At 62.9% G+C, this 19,365-nt stretch carries 24 protein-coding genes; 19 read left to right on the top strand and 5 right to left on the bottom strand.

Going from position 1 to position 19,365, the window contains the following annotated elements; translation table 11 throughout:
* The first annotated feature begins 4 nt into the window (after nucleotides 1-4).
* The 13 genes from QW881_RS23295 to QW881_RS23355 all read left to right on the top strand — a co-directional run bounded on the left by QW881_RS23295 (nucleotide 5) and on the right by QW881_RS23355 (nucleotide 11,804).
* The gene (locus QW881_RS23295) at nucleotides 5-364 is read left to right on the top strand and encodes a head-tail adaptor protein (RefSeq protein WP_316158775.1); all 360 of its coding nucleotides are present in this window, start codon (nucleotides 5-7) and stop codon (nucleotides 362-364) included.
* Nucleotides 361-765 (top strand): DUF3168 domain-containing protein, encoded by a 405-nt coding sequence (locus tag QW881_RS23300; RefSeq protein ID WP_316158776.1) that lies wholly within the window; start codon nucleotides 361-363, stop codon nucleotides 763-765. The genes QW881_RS23295 and QW881_RS23300 overlap by 4 nt, the downstream gene beginning before the upstream one ends.
* A gap of 33 nt (nucleotides 766-798) precedes the next feature.
* Nucleotides 799-1,302 (top strand): hypothetical protein, encoded by a 504-nt coding sequence (locus QW881_RS23305; protein WP_316158777.1) that lies wholly within the window; start codon nucleotides 799-801, stop codon nucleotides 1,300-1,302.
* Nucleotides 1,303-1,351: 49 nt separating this feature from the next.
* A complete protein-coding gene (locus tag QW881_RS23310) occupies nucleotides 1,352-1,780 on the top strand; it encodes a phage tail tube protein (RefSeq protein WP_315759306.1) in 429 nt (142 codons plus the stop codon).
* 104 nt (nucleotides 1,781-1,884) lie between these two features.
* Nucleotides 1,885-2,412: a hypothetical protein gene (locus QW881_RS23315; protein ID WP_315759305.1), complete on the top strand. Its 528-nt coding sequence runs from the start codon at nucleotides 1,885-1,887 to the stop codon at nucleotides 2,410-2,412.
* A complete protein-coding gene (locus tag QW881_RS23320; RefSeq protein WP_315759304.1) occupies nucleotides 2,409-2,879 on the top strand; it encodes a gene transfer agent family protein in 471 nt (156 codons plus the stop codon). Before QW881_RS23315 ends, QW881_RS23320 begins: the two co-directional genes overlap by 4 nt.
* A gap of 154 nt (nucleotides 2,880-3,033) precedes the next feature.
* The gene (locus QW881_RS23325) at nucleotides 3,034-5,004 is read left to right on the top strand and encodes a hypothetical protein (protein WP_316158779.1); all 1,971 of its coding nucleotides are present in this window, start codon (nucleotides 3,034-3,036) and stop codon (nucleotides 5,002-5,004) included.
* Nucleotides 5,004-5,735 carry a hypothetical protein gene (locus QW881_RS23330; protein ID WP_316158780.1) on the top strand — a complete coding sequence of 244 codons (732 nt, stop codon included), beginning with the start codon at nucleotides 5,004-5,006 and terminating at the stop codon, nucleotides 5,733-5,735. Before QW881_RS23325 ends, QW881_RS23330 begins: the two co-directional genes overlap by 1 nt.
* A complete protein-coding gene (locus QW881_RS23335; protein ID WP_315759299.1) occupies nucleotides 5,732-6,343 on the top strand; it encodes a hypothetical protein in 612 nt (203 codons plus the stop codon). Before QW881_RS23330 ends, QW881_RS23335 begins: the two co-directional genes overlap by 4 nt.
* A 3-nt stretch (nucleotides 6,344-6,346) precedes the next feature.
* Nucleotides 6,347-6,823, top strand: coding sequence for a DUF6950 family protein (locus tag QW881_RS23340; RefSeq protein WP_315759297.1), 477 nt, complete (start codon nucleotides 6,347-6,349; stop codon nucleotides 6,821-6,823).
* A complete protein-coding gene (locus QW881_RS23345; RefSeq protein WP_316158781.1) occupies nucleotides 6,816-8,429 on the top strand; it encodes a phage tail protein in 1,614 nt (537 codons plus the stop codon). Before QW881_RS23340 ends, QW881_RS23345 begins: the two co-directional genes overlap by 8 nt.
* A gap of 1 nt (nucleotide 8,430) precedes the next feature.
* Complete coding sequence (locus QW881_RS23350) at nucleotides 8,431-9,558, top strand: hypothetical protein (RefSeq protein ID WP_315759294.1); 1,128 nt, start codon at nucleotides 8,431-8,433, stop codon at nucleotides 9,556-9,558.
* 50 nt (nucleotides 9,559-9,608) lie between these two features.
* Nucleotides 9,609-11,804 carry a right-handed parallel beta-helix repeat-containing protein gene (locus QW881_RS23355; protein ID WP_316158782.1) on the top strand — a complete coding sequence of 732 codons (2,196 nt, stop codon included), beginning with the start codon at nucleotides 9,609-9,611 and terminating at the stop codon, nucleotides 11,802-11,804.
* 293 nt (nucleotides 11,805-12,097) lie between these two features.
* On the opposite strand, the gene QW881_RS23360 is transcribed toward QW881_RS23355, so the two are convergent.
* From QW881_RS23360 to QW881_RS23375, 4 genes are read right to left on the bottom strand one after another with little or no spacing between them, the layout of a single operon-like run.
* The gene (locus QW881_RS23360; RefSeq protein ID WP_315759290.1) at nucleotides 12,098-12,427 is read right to left on the bottom strand and encodes a hypothetical protein; all 330 of its coding nucleotides are present in this window, start codon (nucleotides 12,425-12,427) and stop codon (nucleotides 12,098-12,100) included.
* Between the two features lie 2 nt (nucleotides 12,428-12,429).
* Nucleotides 12,430-13,947, bottom strand: a complete 1,518-nt coding sequence (locus tag QW881_RS23365; protein WP_315759288.1) for a hypothetical protein — start codon at nucleotides 13,945-13,947, stop codon at nucleotides 12,430-12,432.
* A 3-nt stretch (nucleotides 13,948-13,950) separates the two neighbouring features.
* Nucleotides 13,951-14,631, bottom strand: a complete 681-nt coding sequence (locus QW881_RS23370; protein WP_315759286.1) for a TylF/MycF/NovP-related O-methyltransferase — start codon at nucleotides 14,629-14,631, stop codon at nucleotides 13,951-13,953.
* Between the two features lie 23 nt (nucleotides 14,632-14,654).
* Nucleotides 14,655-14,981, bottom strand: coding sequence for a hypothetical protein (locus QW881_RS23375; protein ID WP_316158783.1), 327 nt, complete (start codon nucleotides 14,979-14,981; stop codon nucleotides 14,655-14,657).
* A gap of 292 nt (nucleotides 14,982-15,273) precedes the next feature.
* Between QW881_RS23375 and QW881_RS23380 the strand changes: the two genes are divergently transcribed.
* The 6 genes from QW881_RS23380 to QW881_RS23405 all read left to right on the top strand — a co-directional run bounded on the left by QW881_RS23380 (nucleotide 15,274) and on the right by QW881_RS23405 (nucleotide 18,244).
* Nucleotides 15,274-16,227 carry a hypothetical protein gene (locus QW881_RS23380; RefSeq protein WP_315759282.1) on the top strand — a complete coding sequence of 318 codons (954 nt, stop codon included), beginning with the start codon at nucleotides 15,274-15,276 and terminating at the stop codon, nucleotides 16,225-16,227.
* A 37-nt stretch (nucleotides 16,228-16,264) separates the two neighbouring features.
* A complete protein-coding gene (locus tag QW881_RS23385) occupies nucleotides 16,265-16,462 on the top strand; it encodes a hypothetical protein (RefSeq protein ID WP_315759280.1) in 198 nt (65 codons plus the stop codon).
* Between the two features lie 2 nt (nucleotides 16,463-16,464).
* Complete coding sequence (locus tag QW881_RS23390) at nucleotides 16,465-16,854, top strand: hypothetical protein (RefSeq protein ID WP_315759279.1); 390 nt, start codon at nucleotides 16,465-16,467, stop codon at nucleotides 16,852-16,854.
* A complete protein-coding gene (locus tag QW881_RS23395; RefSeq protein WP_315759278.1) occupies nucleotides 16,854-17,339 on the top strand; it encodes a hypothetical protein in 486 nt (161 codons plus the stop codon). The genes QW881_RS23390 and QW881_RS23395 overlap by 1 nt, the downstream gene beginning before the upstream one ends.
* Nucleotides 17,340-17,418: 79 nt before the next feature.
* Nucleotides 17,419-17,736, top strand: a complete 318-nt coding sequence (locus tag QW881_RS23400) for a hypothetical protein (protein WP_315759276.1) — start codon at nucleotides 17,419-17,421, stop codon at nucleotides 17,734-17,736.
* A gap of 199 nt (nucleotides 17,737-17,935) precedes the next feature.
* Nucleotides 17,936-18,244 (top strand): hypothetical protein, encoded by a 309-nt coding sequence (locus QW881_RS23405; RefSeq protein ID WP_315759274.1) that lies wholly within the window; start codon nucleotides 17,936-17,938, stop codon nucleotides 18,242-18,244.
* Here QW881_RS23405 and QW881_RS23410 read toward each other — a convergent pair.
* Nucleotides 18,201-19,286, bottom strand: a complete 1,086-nt coding sequence (locus QW881_RS23410) for an acyltransferase (RefSeq protein ID WP_315759272.1) — start codon at nucleotides 19,284-19,286, stop codon at nucleotides 18,201-18,203. The genes QW881_RS23405 and QW881_RS23410 overlap by 44 nt on opposite strands.
* Nucleotides 19,287-19,365 lie beyond the last annotated feature (79 nt).

The following is a 19,365-nucleotide window of genomic DNA, read 5'->3' on the forward strand; positions in this document are numbered from 1 at the left end:
GCGGATGTCCGGCGGTGCGCTGCGCTATCTCCTGGCTTTCGACCGCCGCCGCGCCGTCGACGATGGGGCCGGCGCGGTCGAAAGCGAGTTCGTCGAGCAGTTCCGGATCCAGGCCGAGCTGCAGCCGCGCTTTGCCGGCGAGGCCGTGCAGCAGGCGCGGCTGCAGGGGCAGTCGACCTTCACCGTCGTGGTGCGCTCCTGCCGCGACACGCGCGCCGTCGGCACCGATTGGCGCGCCCGCGATGTCCGCAGCGCCGCCGATCCCGATGCGCAGACTGCGTTCGCGATCACGTCCGGCCCGATCGATGTCGAGGGCAAGAACCGCTATCTGGAATTCCTGATGCAGACCGGCAAGGCGCCATGACGACGATGGTCGATCCGACGCTCGCGGTCCAGGTGGCCGTCGTGCGTGTGCTGCGCAGCGCTGCGACCGCGGCCGGCAGCCGCATCTTCTGCCCGGTGCCAATGGGGGCGGAGTACCCCTATGTCTCGATCGGGCAGATCCAGGTCATCAATGAGCGTTTCGATGGCCTCGAGGGCGCACTGATCCATCTCACGCTGCACGCCTGGTCGCGCAGCGAAAGCCGCGTCGAGGCCCGGACCCTGGCGGCGCAGATCGTCGCCGCGCTCGACGGCGCCGAAGGTGTGCTGACGGGGCCGGATCTCCAGCTCAACAGCTGCATGTTCGAGAACGCACTCCATCTCGACGATCCCGACGGTAAGACCGCCCATGCGGTCCTGACGTTCCAACTCCTCACCGACTGATCTTCCCTCACGCTGCAGAAGGACTCCTCGACCATGTCGACGACCATGACCTCCGTCATCAAGGCATCGATCAACGTCGTCAGCAAGAAGGCGCTGGATGGCCGCGATGCCGTCGATCGCATCCCTGACCTGTCCGACATCGTGCTGTCCTACGGCGCCGGCTACGGCAAGGCCGATATCTCGTTCTCGGACGATCGCGCGCTGTCGGTCTCGACCTCCGAGAACCTCGATCTGTTTGGCGTCTTGCTCGATTCCTTCGGCCAGACCATCAACGCCGGAAAGATCAAGGCGATCCTCATCGACAACCAGGAGACGTCGTCGGGCACGCTGACCGTCGGCGCCGCGGCGTCGAACACCTTCAACGGTCCGTTCTCCGGCGCGACATCGTCGATCGACATCAAGCCCGGCGATCGGGCGGTATTCGTGAGCCGCACCGGCTGGCCGGTGACGTCGGCGACCGGCGACATCCTCAAGGTCGCCTGCGGTGCGCAGGGCTCGGCGGTCTACCGCGTCACCATCGTGGCGTCATCGTCCTGACCGCGCGCCAGTGCCGTTCTGACCCCCTTTCATTCCGGAGCTATCGTTCATGGCCAAGGCTCAAACGCTTCCGTTCTCCAAGTTTCTGGTCTCGCTCGGCGATGGCAACTCGCCGGAGGTGTTCTCGGCGCCGTGCGGGCTGAACTCGCGCAGCTACAATCGCGCGGCTGCGACGAACGAAACCAATGTGCCCGATTGCGAGGATCCCGATGCGCCGTCCTGGCTCAATCGCGACATCGTGTCGATGTCGGCCTCGATCTCCGGAGCGGGTGTCGTCGCGGATGAGGACTACGATACGTGGGAGCTATGGATGAACTCTGGCGCGACCAAGAACGTCAAGGTCAAATTGGGCAACCGCGAAAGCATCGGCCCCTACAAGTGCACCAAGCTCAACGTCACCGGCCAGCGCGGCCAGCGCGTGACCTTCGACGTAACGCTCGACAGCGACGGCGAGATCCCGCCGCTGCTGGTTCCGTAACTCAGTCTTGTCATGCGCGGGCTCGACCCGGGCATCCATCCTTGTTCGAGAACGATGGATCGCCGGGTCAGGTCCGGCGATGACTGCCTTGGAGAGGCGACACCATGGGCTCCAACAATGCGTCCCTGCGCAACTTCAAGGCGGCGAATGCCGACCTGGTCAAGAACGTGCGCAAGAATTTCCACGAGCTCGCGCTGGCGCAGGGCGCCGAGCTCGTCGGCGATATCCAGCGCGCGATCGAGCACAGCGTGTCGGGCACGCTGCGGGCCAGCGTGCGCTATGAGGACCGGACCAATGCCGATGGCAGCCGGGTGACGGTACTGGTGATGGCGGGCGGTCCGACCACGATGAAGGACGGCTTCGACTATGCGCTGGCCGAGGAGTTCGGCACCACCAGGCAGGCGCCGAAGCCGTTCTTCTATCACACCGCGCGGTTCTATCGGATGGGCGGCCTGCCGCAATATCGCGAGACGCTCGAAGAGACCATCAAGGAAAACGAGGTGGTCCGGCGAACCATGCAGAACAACAACTATGTCATGAACCAGGGCCGCCACAACGAGGTCGTCATCTCGGTCGGCCATCGCGGCGCCGCCAAGGTACAGACGACGTACAAGGGCAGGCAGGTCACATGAGCGCGGATGGCGGTATCTGCTTTTTCTGGGGCGACGACGAGTACCGCTTCCGGCTCGCGATCGGCCAGTTTCGAGAGCTGCAGGAGTGTATCAATCTCCGGCGGCTCAAGATCGGCGCTCCCATCGTCGGGCCGATGCGGCTGCTGAACGAACTGCGCGTGTCCGACGCCTGGCCGGACGACGTTCGCGACGTCATCCGGCTCGGCCTTGTTGGCGGCGGCATGGAGCCGAAAGACGCGCACCGGCTGCTGCGGACCTATTTCGACGATGTCGACCGCTATCCGCCGCTGACGCATATGCGCCCGGCATTCCTGATCCTCACGGCCGGGTTCACCGGCCCGATCGAGGCCAGGGATACGACCAAGGATGATGCCGACGCGCAAAAAAAAAGCGCGCGAGCGATGACGACGGCGACCCCGACGCCGCAATCGACTTCGGACGCATCTACGGCACCGGAGCCGCCCTAGGCTTCGCGCCGGATCAGGTCGACCGCTGCTCGTTCTGGCAGCTCGGGGTCTGCGTCGACGGTTACAACAAGGCGAATGGTGGCGAAGACAAGATTGAGCCGCCGACAGATGCAGAATTCGATGCGCTGCTCGAAGGCGCGTGCATGGGAAGCGCATGACCGATCTCGTCGTACAGCTCGGTGCCAGGCTCGACCAGTTCGCAGCCGACATGAACAAGGCCGGCGACCTCGCTGACGGCGCGATCAGCCGCATCGAAGGGGCGTTCTCGAGCCTCAATCCGGGGTTCGGCGGTCTGGCCACGCTCGGCACCGCGCTCGCGGGCGCGACGGGCTCGCTCGGCGCCATGCTGGCCGGGTTGAAGGCGGTCAACGCCGAGCTCGCGGAAATCGGCAAGCTCGCGGATTATGTTGGCGTCTCGACCGACCGACTCCAGCAGATCAAGTTCGGCGCCACGCAAGGCGGGGTGTCGTCGTCGGACGCAAACGCTGATCTCAAGCATGTCGCTGATCTCTTGGCTGATGCCAAGAATAACGAGAACTCGCTGACCAAGATCCTCGATGCTAACAACATCAAGTATCGCGATCGCAACGGTGCGATCATGGACATGAACGGCTTTCTCAAGGCTGCGGGCGAGCTGATCGGTCGCTTCGATTCCATCCCGGAAAAGACCAAGGCCGCGCAGATGCTTGGGCTCTCGGCGGGCTGGGTCGATGCGCTGAAGGGCGGGCCGGCGGCCTTCGAGGCGATTGCGGCAAGCGCCAACGCGGCCGGCGTCGTCATCGATGGCCAGACCATCGCCAAGGCGCGCAACTTCGATGAGGCCTGGAAAAAGTCGGCCGATCAGCTCGACCTGCAGTTCAAGGCCGTCACGGCCGATGTCGCGTCGTGGTTGGACGATCTCGTCGATCGCGCTGCGAAGCTGATGGATGGCATGAACCGGGCGGCGAACATCCAACCCGGATCGGGACAGACCACGTTCAACGCCATTGCGGATTCGATGGAGATCCTGCGCAAGGACGCTGCCGGCCTGCCGCAGGATTTCGAGCAGCTCAATCGCGTGATCGAGCACTACAAGTCGTTGAGCGCCGAAAAGCAGGACCCGGCGCTGCTCGTCGGCCTCGAGGAGATGCGCGACAAGGCCCAGCAGGCGGCCAACGCGCTGCGTGGGGTCGAGTTGCTGAAGTCGGCTGCGGCATTCCCGGAGGGCGTGCCATTGCCTTCGGCGCGGCCAGCGCAAGCCAACGAGAAGACCGGCACCGGCGTCATCCCATCGCGCAAGACTGAGAGTGGCGCCCGCGATCAATTCGACACTTCGGTCGACCAGGTGACCAAGCGCACGGCGACGCTAAAGGCCGACACGGCCGCTGTGTTCCAGAACAACGCCGCCCAGGCGCAGTTCCGGGCGGAGTTTCAGGAGCTGACCGCGATCATGCGCGACAATGGCGAGGTCACGCAGGAGCAGATCGACAAGTATGAGGCGCTGCGCGGATCGATGTCGGCGCAGGAGGCGCTGACGGCTGCGGGCATCACGCTGACCAAGGAGCACAGCGCGGCGTTCCTGTCGTCGTCGCAGTCGATCGCCCAGGCCACGGCGGCCTATGACGCCGCGGCCGAGAAGCTGCGCAACATCAACTCGGCCTCGTCGCAAATCGGCTCGGCGCTGTCGACCGCGTTCGCCGATGCTGTGCTCGAGGGCAAGAAACTCGACGATGTGCTGTCGAGCCTGCTGAAGACGCTGGCCAAGCAGGGCATCAACTCGCTGGTCGGCTCGATCTTCAATGCTCCGGCCTCGGGCGGCCTGTCGCCGTTCGCTTCGGTCCTTAGTGCCATCATCCCGAAATTCGCCGATGGCACGGATTCCGCGCCGGGGGGGCTTGCCCTGGTCGGCGAGCGCGGGCCGGAGCTGGTCAACCTGCCGCGCGGCGCGCAGGTCTATCCCAACGCGGTGACCAAGCAGATGACGTCGGGAGCTCAGATCAGCAACGTGTTCCACGTCGCCGGCGACGTCTCGCCGGGAACGATCAACCGGCTGCAATCCATGGTGGTTTCGGCGCATCGCAAGGTCGACCGGTTGTCGCAGTTTACGGTGTCCAACCAGCGGCTGCAGGCGACGGGAGTGGGCTGATGGCCGTTCCCTACTTCCCGCGGGCTCTCCTGCGCGAGAAATCGCACAGCTGGAATCTCGGCGGCCATGCAGCGACACCTGGGGCCACGGCCGACAGCACGGCCGTTGTGGTGCGGTCCGATGGCGGCGGCTATTGGATCGCGACCATGAGCGACGTCAGCCTCGGCGCGCGTGCGGTGGGGCAGGGACGGCAGCGCCAGCGCAATGCGACGCTGCTGTGGCGCGCGGTGCGCCAGGTTGCCAAGGGCGGTGCGGCGCCGATGACCGTCTGGTGCAACGATGCGCAGGCGCGGCCGTGGCCGGCCGGTGTGGCGCAGGGTGCGCCGCCGGCCGTGCCGCACGGCGACGATACGCCGTTCTCGGACGGCAGCGAATATGAGCAGGCGATGATCGACATCATCTGCGGCGCGGCAGCGCTACGCGCAACGTCACTCGGCATCATCATCAATCGGGCCGGCAGCCTGGTCGGCGGCGAGCGCTTCTCGATCAACCACGATACCGTCGGTTGGCGCGTCTACGAGATCTCGACCGTGGTCTATTCGGACGCGACGCATGCAACCATCGGCTTCAATCCACCGCTGCGCGAGAACGTTGTCGCCGGCACCGCGCTCGAGTTCGATCGCCCACGCTGCACGATGCGCCTGGCAACGCCCGGCGCCATGGACCTCGCCGAGCAGCCCTGGACCTTCAACAGCGTGACCGTTCAATTCGTCGAGGCCACTGCGATATGACCTTCAACGACGCCGAGCTTGCAGCGCTGGAATCCGGCATGCAACGGCTCGGGCTGTTCTTCCGGCTCGACGTACAGCCGGTGGTGAGGATCTGGCTTGGCGTCGGCAAGATCCGGCCAGGCGTCAACGCTTATGATCCTGACGGCGCGGAATATAAGGGGCTGGGCGAAATCGCCGAGCTGCCGCCGTTCAAGCAGCTGACGAATGGCGCCGCGGAACGTGTCACCTTCACGCTATCAGGCGTCTCCGGCGACGTGCTCAAGATCGCTTCGTCGGGGGACGCCGAGCAAGTCAAGGGCGCACGGTGCGCGCAGGGCTTTGCGATCATGGACCAGGAATGGGCACTGCTGGGCCCGGTGCATTGGTGCGCCAATTACATGGCCGATTATCTGGGGCTTACCCAGGAGCCGGTCGAAGAGCTCGGCGGGGTGATCGTGCGCACGGTGCAATTGTCGTGCGGCACCTTGTTGACGTCACGCAAGCGGCCGTCCTTTTCGTACTTCTCCGATCCTGACCAGCGAGCGCGCTCGCCCGGTGATCGCTTCTGCGAGCGCACGCCGCTCTATGCCAACCAGTTCAACATGGCCTGGCCGACGTTCCAGGTGTGACATATGACCCTCGCGGACTATCTCGCATCGCTGACGGCGCGGCGCTGGGCACCCGGCATGCTCGACTGCGGGGTGTTCATGGCCGATTGGGCGATCGCCTGCGGCCGGCCGGACCCGATCGCCGACGTCCGCGGCAGCTATGGCAGCGAGCGCGGATTCCTGCGCATCCTCCGCCGCGAGGGCGGCTTCGCAGCGTCCTGCGCGGCCCGCCTGGCGCACATTGGTGCCATTGAGGTGTCGGTGCCCTCCGCCGGCGATTTCGCCGTCGTGCTCGCTCCCTACGCTGTCAGGCGCGGCAAGCTGCAGCAGCGGCCCACCGGCGCGATCTGCGTCTCGCCAACACAGCGTGCGGTGATCACCTCTGACATGGGTGTGGTCATCGCCGGCGAGGCCGAGTTGTCGCTGGTGAAAGTGTGGCGTTTGGCCGAGCTGATGGATAGCCCGGTTAAGCCCGGCGCTAACGGACAACACAATGGCTGAGACAGTTGGCGCTCTCATCCTGTCGGCGATTGGCGCCACGGAGATCGCCAGCGTGGCCGTCGTCGGCAGCGTCACCGTGGCGACGGTGGTCGGTACCGCGGCGCTGATCGGCGCCTCGATCGGGCTGCAATATGCGCTGGCTGCAGGTAATCGCGGCGATACGCCGAAGCCGGAGGAGGGGTCTCAACCGCTCAAGCAGGCGATCCCGCCACGCATCAAGGGCTACGGCACCAACCGCCTCGCCGGCTATTACATGCTGTTCGAGGCGCACGGCAACCCGCCGGCGACGGCCTACATGGTGTGCGCGCTGCATCAGGGCCGCATCTCGGCCTATCGCGGCTTCTACCTGCATGACGATGCGCTGACGATGAACCTCGACATCACCCATGGTGGCGTCAGCCAGGTCGCGCCCTGGGATTCCCATGGCCGCTACCAGAACGTTCAGTTCGAAGTGTTCCTCGGCGCGGCCTCGCAGACCGCCTCGGTGCAGCTGACCAGCAGCGGCAGCGCAATTCCCGGTATCTGGTCAACGGATCACCGCGGCGACGGCGTCGCCAACATGGTGGTGATCTGCGGTGGCGATGCCGACCCGAAGAACTTCTCCAATTCCTATCCGCATAATCTTCCGGTGCCCTCGGCGATCTGTGACTGCGCGCTGATCTGGGACCCGCGCGACCCGGCGCAGAGCCGCACCAATCCGGCGACCTGGACCTTCTCAAAGAACCCCGTGCTGCAACTCATCGATTATCTCACCTCGGATGAGGGCGGCCTCGGTCTCGACTATGCAACCGTCATCGCGCCGAACCTCGCCGCCTGGATGGTCGAGGCCAATTTGTGCGATCAGGCGGTCTTTACGGCGACGCCAGGGGTACAGGAGCCGCGCTACCAGTCCAACGGCTGGTTTACCTACGACAACACACCGGCGGACATCATTGGCGGCATTCTCGCTACCTGCGATGGCTGGCTGGGGGAGACCGGCGACGGCGCACTGGCGCTCGTCGTCGGCGTCTACCGGGCTCCGACGGATCCGCCGATCACGGAAAAGCACATCGTCGGCTTTGCGCTGTCCTACGGCCAGGCCGACGAGCAGCTCATCAACCAGCTCGACATCTCCTATACCGACCCGGCCCAGAACTATGTGACCGTCGCGGCCAATCCCTGGCGCGACGAGGCGTCAATCTCAGCGGTCGGCGAAGCCAAGCCGAAGCCGCTCGAGCTGAAATGGGTGCATTCCTACACTCAGGCGCGCCGGCTCGCCGATCGCGCCATGCAGCGGCTCAATCCGCGCCTCACCGGGTCGTTCAGCACGACGCTGTACGGCCTGCGTTATCTCGGCCGGCGATGGGTGCCGATCAAGTATCCCTTTGTCTCGGGCCTGCAGGACAACGTCGTCGAGATCCAGAGCGCCGAGGTCGACCTGAAGCGAGGACGCATTACCTGGCAGTTCAGCCTGATCGCGACCTCCGAGATCGAGGCATTCGATCCTGGTACCGACGCCAACACGCCGCCGGTGGTGCCGCCGGTGATCCCGCAGGTCCGGCTGCTGCGCGAGGACACCACGCCGCTGGCGCGTGAGGACGGCTCGTTCTACATGAGGGAAGCCTGACATGGTCGGCAAGATCTCCGATGATCCAGATATTGGCACGCCAGCTGGAACGGAGCTCGTCCCCGTCGTCTCTGGCGGCGTCAACAAACGCACCACGATCAGCGCTATCGCAAATTTTGCGCTGGCGTCGTTCGCCGGCGCCGTGCAGGCGCTCACGAACAAGACGATCAATGCGGCGAGCAACACAATCTCGAACCTGGCGTTGTCGATGTTCGCCAGTGGCGTCGTCGACACCGACGGTACCCTAGCGGCGAACAGCGATACCAGGGTCGCGACGCAGAAGGCGGTCAAGACATATGCGGATCAGCTGATCGCCGCCAATGATGCCATGGTGTTCAAGGGCGTCATCGATTGCTCGACAAACCCTAACTATCCGGCCGCCGATCGCGGCTGGACCTACAAAGTGTCCATCGCCGGCAAGATCGGTGGTGCCTCCGGCATCAATGTCGAGGTTGGCGATAGCCTGATCTGCATCACCGATGGCGCGGCGTCCGGCAACCAGGCCACGGTCGGCGCGGCCTGGACCATCATCCAGGTCAACATCGATGGCGCCGTTACCGGGCCGGCGTCGTCCACCGACGGCAATTTCGCGCTCTTCAATGGCACAAGCGGCAAGCTGCTCAAGGACTCCGGAGTCGCGATTGCGAGCGCGACCGAGTACAAGGTTGGTACCGCGAGCAAGCTGATCGATGCATCGGTGCGTGTGAACACGCCCTGTTTCTCGGCGCATAAGAACGGCACAGACCAAACTGGGATAGCCGATTCCACCTTCACCCAAGTGACGTTTCCGACCGAAGTCTACGACGTTGGAAACTACTTCGCCGCCAATGCATGGACGCCGCCGGCTGGCAAGGTTCACCTGGACGCCGCAGTGTTTATCAGTGCGACGGTCACAACCGGCGCCCAAATCGCGATCACGCTCTACAAGAATGGAGCTGGGTTCAAGCAGGGCAATTGGCCATTGTCCTCGCTGCTGGGTGGCGGGGCGGGCTTCATTGGTTGCGATGACATCGCTAACGGTGCGGACGTTTACACCGTGCAAGTCTATGTCGACACCTCGAGTGGCACCGCCACCATCAGCGGAAACTCGGTGCTGACCTTCTTCAGCGGCCACTGGATTTGTCCGTAAGCGGCCTCCGCTCTCTTCCGATCATCTCATAACACATTGGAATCAACAGCATGACGCTCACTGCAACCGAGGTCTGGCGCGACTATGAAACCGACGGCGTGCCCGGATCGGGAGCACACAAGCCAGTGAAGGCGGAGGCGCGAGCCTGGGGAACCTGGCTCGAAGGTCTGCTTAAGGCCGGCGTCACCGGACTTGCCTATGCGACGTTGACAGCTCTGAATGCTGATCTCGCGCATGCGGCCAATTCGACTGCGATGGTCTATGATGATCCGGTCGCGGCCAATAATGGCATCTATCAGAAGTCGGGCGCCTCCGGTGCTGGCAGCTGGGCACGTATCGGCGATCTGCCGGGCGATGTGGTTCCCCTCATCGTGACCGGCGGTACTGGCAATGCCATTATCGCAACAGCACCGGAAACGCCGACGTTGCCCGGGGGCAAGCTTTATCTGATGACGCCCACGGCGAACAACACGGGGGCGACGACGATCGCCGTTAATGGCGCCAGCGCGGTAGCGATCAAGAACGCGTTCGGTTCCAGTTTGGCATCTGGCTCTCTGATCAATGGCTCGCAGGTCCTAATGGCCTGGCAGACCGACCATTATCAGCTGCTGATCTCGGCAGTTGTGGACGGATCGGCCATCCTCGCCGATGCCGTGAACGCGCGCGACGCATCGATCGCGGCGCGCGACGCGGCGCAGATATACGCAGCCTCGGCGGCGATCATTTCGTGCGCTGATCGGACCGCGCTCAAGGCCGTCGACACCTCGGTGTCGAAAACGGTCCTATTGAGAGAAGGCAACCGGGAGGGCATGTTCGTCTGGAAGAGCGGTAATTACTCCACCCTGGTGACGGGCGATCCGAATGAAGGCGTTTACATCAAAGCGTCTGCCATCGCGACCAGCGCGGGTGCGTGGGAGCGCGTTCTGCCACACAAGGGCGAATATGACGTAAAATGGTTCGGGGCAACCGGAGACAACGTCACAGACGACGCCGGGGCGATCCAGGCTTGTATCAATTTCGCTGCACTGCTTTCGGGTGGTGATGTTGTCCTGTCTCAAGGTGGCTATGCCATCGGTACGGGTTTGACAATATCGACGCCGCTGATCCGGTTGCGTGGAGTCGGTATGCGCTATTGCAGCCTCCGCGCTTTGAGCGCGGAAATCAGCATCGTGTCGATCACAGCCGCGAGGTGTGGCATCGAGGGCATCAGCATTTTCAATCAGGCCCTCTCGGCATCACAAAACGGACTGATCTTTCTTGGGTCAGGTGCAGTTCAATGCGTCATCCAAGATCTTGATCTCGTTGGCGGCTGGAATTGCATCCTCGTATCGAGCGGGTGTGTTAGCGCGACTATTCGTGATGTGGTCGCCCGCGAGGCCACAGGCGGCCAGATCGTCGATATCTATGGGCAGTTCATTACGCTTGAGGATTGCATCTGGGATCAGGACTGGCCCGTAACGGTGCCATCGTCGAGCAACTTCAAGGGGGCGCGCGCCAACTCTACGGCATATGGTGTCGGCGACGTGCTCACGGTCTCCGGTGTCTACCTGCAATGCCGCATTGCAGGCACGACTGGCGGAAGTGCACCATCGCTTCAATTCTACGAGAGCGATATCACGGACGGCACTGTCAAATGGCGGCTGGTGAATCTGCTCGGATCATGCGCAGTGAGGATCAATACAGGTGCATTCCGCGTGCGCATGATCAACAACGACCATACTGGCTCGTTCGAGAATGGCATTCACATCACCGATACCCTGGGTGGTAACGATCCCTATGAGGTGATGATGAGCCGCTGCGAGAGCTCCGGAATCATCAATTTTGGCATCATGATCGACGTCGGAAGCCGCATTACGATCGAGAACTGCGAGTTCAATCAGCCTGTCGGCAACTCGACAACCCGGTCCGGAATTGTGAGCAACGCGGTGGGCGACCTGTCGATTATCGGATGCCGGTTCGCCAGCGGGTTTGACCGCGGCATCTGGCTCGGCGCGGGGAGGGGGACGATCATCACCTCATGCCACATCTTTGCGACAACGGGCGTCCGAGTCGAAAGCGGTGTCAATGATGTCGCCGTCATCGGCAACAATTTCGCCTCTGCGAGCTGGGGCTCCTGTACGACATCCGTCATCTTGTCTGGTTCGAATAATCGGTATGTCGTGCGTGGAAACCTCGGCACCAATGCGGGAGCGACGATCAATGACAGCGGCGGCGGAGCGACCAAGGATGTTGCCGGCAATACTTGATTCAGCGGAAATGGAGTCCCCTCAGCCCAAAACCGAACGGCCGCGGTGATCTGATAGGATGCGCACGTCCAGCCGCCACGCTGGTAGGCCATTCCGCTCCAGGGTTTGGGGATCGCGCCCATTCTGCGCACGGATCGCAGTGACATCGGCAGCTATTTCGAATGGTTCCCAAGAACGGTAGGCGCGAAGTGTCCGCTCCGCAAACTCGCCTGTGTAGCAAATATGGATTTCCCGCACGGCTTGCTATCCATGGACCTTGGGGGTTAACAGCGAGAGCGACGGTAGCACGGGTATTAACAAGTCGGTTTCTGCCAATATTTAGGCCTGCGGTTTTGCATCGCGCGCCGGAACATCCCGATCGTTTCGGCAATCACCGCAACGGTCAAAATCATCCATGATGCAGCGAAGATGTACGCGACAACGAGGTAAATATATTGCCACCACAACCCGATGGCGACCACGTTCACGCACAACAGCAGGATATTCAAGTGGATCAGGCGTCGTGTCGTATTCCGATCTTCCTCGAGGCCAATTTTGAGGGAGAGTGCTGCTGCTTTCAGATCCAGCCAATCGCGACCGGCCGTCGCGGGCGTGATGTCCGAAGGCTCAATCCAGTCATGCATGGCTACAGCCCCTTGTGAAAACGAAGGCGCACTTGCCGTTTGACGCCTCGCATTACACCGATCGCGCCTTCCTGTTGGTATTTGTTGCCGAGGACTCGCAGGAGAGGCATTCGCAACGAAAGCTGGCGACCGGCTCCCTGCAACACGCCGACGATGCCCCGGGTGCGATACCTGCGCACCGTCACGGTGGCAAGCTCGCTGAGAATGGCAACGGTTTGGTAATTGTTGCCGAGGACTCGCATTCGCAACGAAAGCTGGCGACCGATTCCCTGCAACACGCCGACGATGCCCCGGGTGCGATACCTGCGCACCGTCACGGCGACAAGTTCGCTGAGAATGGCAACGGTGCGCCGAGGCCGAGCCGCGGCCATGGAAGAAGTTCGGGTGATGGCTGATAGTCGACTGGCCGCCAATGTGAGACGTCCCGTGGCCCAAGCCCGGAAGAGAGCAAGAGCGTTGGCGATCTGGCGTCGTCTCGGTGTGAGTGTTCCAAGAACGATCGCGCTCAGGTTCGATCGTTCGGCTACCGCCTTGAACCAAAGCCACGATTTGAACTCAGCCCATGCCCATCCCCATCGATCTCCGGGGTCGGTGCGAAATTGGATCGGCTGACGCAATCGTTCGATATGCTCTGGAAGGCAATGCTGGCCGATGAATTGTCGCATCGAGTTGATAGATGCCCCCTGGGGGTGCGTCGGGTCGATCCAATAGGATGAATCGCTTAGTTCGACCGAAAAAATCTCTTCCGAGTTTTGCACGATGTGCTTTTCATCGGCGGCGAGGCCTGCGCGATCGACCAAATCCCAATCGATCGATTTTTCGGCGGCGAGACCGTCCCAGCTGCGCGGCCAGAGATAAAGCGGATAGATGTGGGAGGCACGCGCGAGGACACCTGTTCTTGCCCGCCAATAGGTGTGGAAGGGCATGAACGGGCCATCCTGCTCCCAGAAATGGCAGGTCGAAATCGGGTGCATGTACTTCAGCCCGATGCGGACCAGGGAAGCCGACGGGATCGTGAAGAAGTCGGTGTAGGTGCAAGTGAGGACGTGTTCGAGGGCCTTCTTGTCGACCCGAAAACCCTCGATCTCAACGCAGCGCTTACCCCGTTCGATCAGACGGCCGAGATTGGCGAAAGACCCATCAGAATAGATCATGTCGGCATTGAGGAAAATGATGCCGGAACGTTGTTCGGCGGCGCGGCGGACACCGTCGTTATATGCGGCACCCATGGTCGTATATTTGTTGTCGACGATGAGGTCGCGCACGTTATGAAACTGCACGTCGACCAGATCCCGGATCCGACTGAATGTGGCCGATTTGAAGTGCGGGTTGGCTTCGTCGTCGGTATAGAAGTGATAGGTGAGGCGGAAGCGCTCGCTGATTGCAGGAAGATTGGCGGGCGCAAGCAGGCTCCGCGAGACGATCTCGGAGAACACGCGAATATATTCATCCCCCCAGGCGGGCGTGATCAGCGTGATGTCCGACGGAAGCTCGATAGAAGGCGTAAGAGGAGCGCTCATAGTCTACCCCGGTGACTTGAAAAGAAGGCTGCTTCCGAAACGGTCGCTCATCGGAATTGCGAGCAATCCCTTCGGCCGAGCGAACTCATCGACGGCCTTCCGCACCGATGGCAGCGCGTCATAGTCGTGCAGGAATATCAAGCCGCCTGGCACCATCCGCGGCCAAAGCCAGGACAGGCCCTGAGCTGTCGGCTCGTAGAGATCCATATCCAGATGGGCAAAGCGAAAGCGCAGGTGTGCGAATGGTTCCAGCGTATGAGGAACGCGGCCCGGGACCAGCGTCAATCTGTCTGATGTCCGCCCTACACCAAGAATCTTTTCGGGAACCTGCCGGAAGTCGACCTTGGGAATGCTATCCGTTGTGAATCCGTGGGCCCTGATGCTGTCCTCGATCTTCAGGTCATCAGGATGGAATCCCTCAAACGTATCGAAACAGTAGAGATGTGCATCGGACACCATTAGGTCGAAAATGACCTTGGCCGTACAGCCATGTTGCGTGCCCATCTCGATGTAGTCGCCGGACGGAAGCCGGGCGACTTCTGTGAGCAGGCGCTGAAAATGCAGCACTCGAAGTGGGTCGAGTTCGTCATCGTATTCGTTGTGGCGCCATGTCCACAATGCGCGGAACTGATCTCGCTCGTTCTCAGTCAAGGCGTACGGCTCGGCTTGAGTGAACGTGTCCATGCCAATTTCCCTGCGGATGATCGTTAGAACGGCGCTGATGCGGGCTTCTGCCTTTGCTCTGCTAGGTATTGACGACACAAAGAGCTGCCGACCATCATAATTCCGAGAATCCAAAGCGCTGCGATCACCGCGACGATGCAGAGCAGCAGCATTGGCCACCACAACAGCAGCAGCCCAATATTGACGACTAATCCGGCGACGCTGAACTTAAGCATGCGATCCGCCAAATATCTCTTTGAAGCGGCCTGCTCGTTCTCGAGCTCGAACCGAAGTGTGGCTGCCTGCAACAGGAGCCAATCGGGCTCGACCGTTTTCCTCATAAGCTCTGATAATTCGGTGTTCCCCTTCATGGAGCGGCCCCCTCGGGATCGGAAACTAACGCGCAACCTCGACGTGTGCAACGTCAGCTGTGCCAAAGTCAACGGTTCATGGGGGGTGCACGTTCCGACCCTTCCGGCGCCGAGTAATCGGGTATCCGCGATCGATCCGCACCGAGCCGTGCATATGAGCCACTTCGGGGGCACTGCGAGGCGAATTGGAACGTTCAAGCCGACGACCAGAGCCGCCCGCGGGCGGCTTTTTTGTTGTCTGGAGGTAGAGGGCACAATCGCCGCCCGCATCCTTGACTAGCTGGAGCATCCGATGATCGAGCTGACGCGCGAGAGCCTCGCGCGCGTGTTTCCGCGCGCGCCCGAGGCCGTGATCGAGGCATTCGTCACCAAGCAGGACGTGCTGACCAGGGTCGGTGTCAACGCGACGCGGACCCGGCTGGCGTATTTCTTTGCCAACCTCGAGCACGAATGCGGGGGCTTCGCGCTGAAGGGGTTGACGGAGAACATCAACTACACGGCCGAGCGGATGGCCGAGGTCTGGCCGAACCGGTTCGCCTCGGCTGCGGCCGTGCGGGCGCGCTATGGCAGCGCGCCGGGCTGGCAGCTCAAGGCCTTCGACGACATCTATGGTAACCGCATGGGCAACCGTCCGGGCACCCATGACGGCTCAACCTATATCGGCCGCGGTGGCCCGCAATGGACCGGCCGCGACGGCTATGCCGCCTGCCAGGCGCGGACCGGCGTGCCGGCCGTCGACCAGCCGGAGAGGGTCTCCGAGCTCAGCCTGCAGCCGGAGATCTCCGCTGCGTTCTGGGCCTGGAAGGGGCTGAACGCCAAGGCCGACGCCGGCGACTTCAAGGGCTGCGTCAAGCTGTGGAACGGCGGCAGCAACGGCCTGGCCGACCGGCTGCACCTGCTGGCCGGCAACGATCCGATCATCGCGCGCTTGGCCTCGGTCGACCGCATCCTGCCGGCCGCCAAGAGCATGGCGGGCGCGCCGCCGAGCGCGAAGCCGCCGCAGGATGTCGTCGATGCCGCCACGGCGAGGGAGCGCCGCCTGCGCACCGTCGCGACATCGGCTGCCGGCACCACCGTCGCCGCCGGCGCGGGCAACGAGAGCGCCAGGCAGAGCGGCTCGGCCGCGCATGTGCCGCTGCCGCCCGCCGCCGCGGCCGCCCTGATCGGCCTCGCGGTCGCGATCGCGATCGCGGCGGCCGTGATGCTGGCGAAGAAGCGCGCCGCCGTCATCGCCAACTGGTTCTGAGCCGGCCCACGCGGCGCCCAGCCTGAGAGGGACCACCATGCCCCGCCATTTCGGCCTGCCGTGGCCGCCGGCGCGGCCCCGCTCCGGCCGGCTTGCCGCGGCCTGCGACCTCCTGCTCAAGGCGGTGCTGTGCCTCGCCATCGCCAGCTGCTGGCTCGCCGGCGGCCTCTGGGTGTTCCAGAGGGCCGTCGACCGCGCCGAATTCATCTCCGTGCTTCCAACCGAAAGGAAATGACCGTGCTGAAGGACATCTTGAGATGGGCGGCCTTCTGGCTGCTCAACGGGGCCGTGATCGCATTCGTCTATCTCGTGTGGATCCGGCCGCTCTTGAAGCGCACGCCGGCGCTGGCCTGGCTGTGGACGCGCGAGGCGAGCGTGCTCGCGGCCGTCTCAGAGAAGCTCGCCGGCCTCAAGCAGAAGCTGACGGCGGCGTTCGTGACCATGGCGGTCGGGGTCGTCTACATGCACGACACGCTGGCGCCGATGCTGGTCGGCGTCGATACCACGCCGATCACCAGCGTGATCGCGGGCTATGTGCCGGAGAGATACTGGGGCATCGGCCTGGTGCTGCTGTTGCTGCTGCTGAACTATTTTCGCTCGCTGGCGGAGAAGCGGGGAGACATGTGATGTTCTCCTCGATCATCGGCGCGCTCGGCCTGCCGTTCATCAACAAGTTCTTCGATACGGCCGCCAACATCTTCGTCTCCTACAACAACAAGCAGATCAGCAAGGAGGAGGCGATCGACAAGCTGCTGGCGGCCATGCTGCAGGCGGCCCGCGACATCGAGGTGGCGCACGCCGAGGCGCTCGGCAAGATCGTGCTTGGCTTCTACGACGCCATGAAGACGTCGCGGATCCTGCAGCTCGGCTGGCTGATCGCGCTGCTGAGCCAGGTGTTCGTGCTGTCCTGGGCGCAGTGGGCGGTGCCGTTCCTGATCTGGACCTATGGCGGCTCCTATCCGTCGAACGGCGACCTCGTGCAGTGGGCTTATCTCCTGATCGCTTTTCAGCTCGGCGGCGGCCCGATCATCCTGCGCGCCGGGCCCGGCAAGGGCTCGATCGTCGCCGATGCAAGGGCGGCCACGATCAAGCAAAGGGGCGAGGGCGGATGATCCTCGTGCCTTGTGGTGTTGCATTGCGTCATCGCAGGGCAACCGCGCCCGGTGACGGGCCAACAGGTGGGAATGACAGGTGAGCCAATCGGACAAGGGCGCTGACAGGACCGTCAGCGAAAAGCTCGTCGATAGCGTGCTGCTCAAGGCCTGGTCGCGGACCAGCATGATCGTCGCGACCACGGTGCTGCTGCCGATCGGCTTCTCGATCGGCAATCGCACCATCTCGTCGATGGACCAGATCGCCGAGAAGCTCGACCAGATGCGGATCGCGCAGATCGAGCAGTCCGCGAAGATCGAGGCCCTGCGCATGCAGCTCACGGTGCAGCAGCAGGGCCTCGCCGATCACGAAGCGCGCGTGCGTCAGCTCGAGCGCAGTCCGGTTCTGCGTCAGTAGCCTTCATCCGTCGTCATGGCCGGACTTGACCCGCCTGCGCGGCCGTAGCCGCTTCGGCGCGGCGAAGGCCCGGCCATCCATCACACAAGGACATCACCCATGACGTGGCTCATCCAGGCTGCGCGGCGGCGCCTTTGCGCGGCCGAACTGGCTGTTCTGGCTCGATTTCATCCTCTACCCGCTGCTCGCGGCCGTGCTGATGGCGGCGGATCGTGACAATCTGGGTTGGGCCTGGTCCCGATGGGCTGTCGCTGGCTTCCTCGGCTTCACCTTGGTCGAATACTGGATGCACCGGCTGCCGCTGCACGGGCTGCTCTATCACGGCGCGCATGAGCCGCATCACACGCATCCGGCGGAATATGTCGTGTTTCCGATCTGGTACACGCCGCTGATCTTCGCCGCCGCATGGCTGCTGCTGCTGCCGGTCGCCCCGTTCACCGGCTTCGTGCTCGGCTACTGCTGGTTCATGGCGTGGCACCACGTGCTGCATCCGCTGCCGGCGACTTGAAGGATTTCCCGCTCGTCTCAGCTGCATGCGCGAGCCATCGGGCTGCTGGCGCTTCGAAATAGCGATGCACCAGAACGGCGCCGATGATCACGGCCGAAAGCGCGAACAACATGTACGCCCAGGATTGAGTAGAAACGTTTATCCCAAAGAATGGAAGCGTGTAGTAATAGGTCAGCGGGTGCATAAGGTAGATGGCGTAAGATGCGTCGCCGAGCGTGTTGAAGGTCGAAGCCAGCGGCCGAGGCAGCGGTCCCTGATAGAAGACGGCGCCGGCGACGATCAAGGCGGCACTCGCAAAGTAGGCCATCACGTTGGTGTAGCCCGTCAAGAAGGGAATCGGTGGTCCTGAGACGATAAGTTGCCACAGGGCTACGCCGGACAGAATGGAGGCGGCGCACAGCCATCCTGGTAGGCGTTCCCGGTAGCGGAAAGCGACAGCGATCCCAATTCCGAAGAAGAACTCGAAAAGCCGAATGTTGGCCCAGAACTCGATCGCGGTTGATGACGGCAGCCATGCCGGCGAATTGTAGAGCGCGAGGTAGCCCAGGCCGAGGGCGCCGAGGCCGATCCAGCGTGGCAGAAACAGTGCCAGGCCGAAGGTCATGTAGAACAGCATCTCGTAGTTCAGAGTCCAGCCAATGTCGATGAGTGGATGGATGTTCCCTTGTGGGCGAACTGCCGGGATGAAGAGGAACGACTTCCAGACCACGTCCCACGACAGGTTGGCGACGGTGAGCCCTGGGACTCTGAGGACGAAGTAGAGATAAATCAGTGAAACACCCCAGTAGAGTGGGACGATGCGGGCCAGTCGCCGCACGAAGAACTTGCGGACACTCTCAGGCTCTCCGAACGAGTCCCATTCCCGGTGCATCATGATGAAGCCGGAGATGACGAAGAACACGTCGACGGCGTAGGCGAGCATGCCGAAGTCCGGGCCGCCTGGTTGCCGGGCGAACACGTGATGCAAGTGCGCCCATGCGATCGATAATGCTGCAATCGCACGCAGTCCCTGCAGGGGGACCAGCCGCCGGGTGGCATTCATGCCTGGCACATTCCTATGGTTGCGAGCGTGAAGGTATCGGGCTGGTTGGCACCTGGCAAGCCGGCCGAAACGATTGAAT

The sequence above is a fragment of the Bradyrhizobium sp. SZCCHNS3016 genome (genome assembly GCF_032484535.1).
Lineage (GTDB): Bacteria > Pseudomonadota > Alphaproteobacteria > Rhizobiales > Xanthobacteraceae > Bradyrhizobium.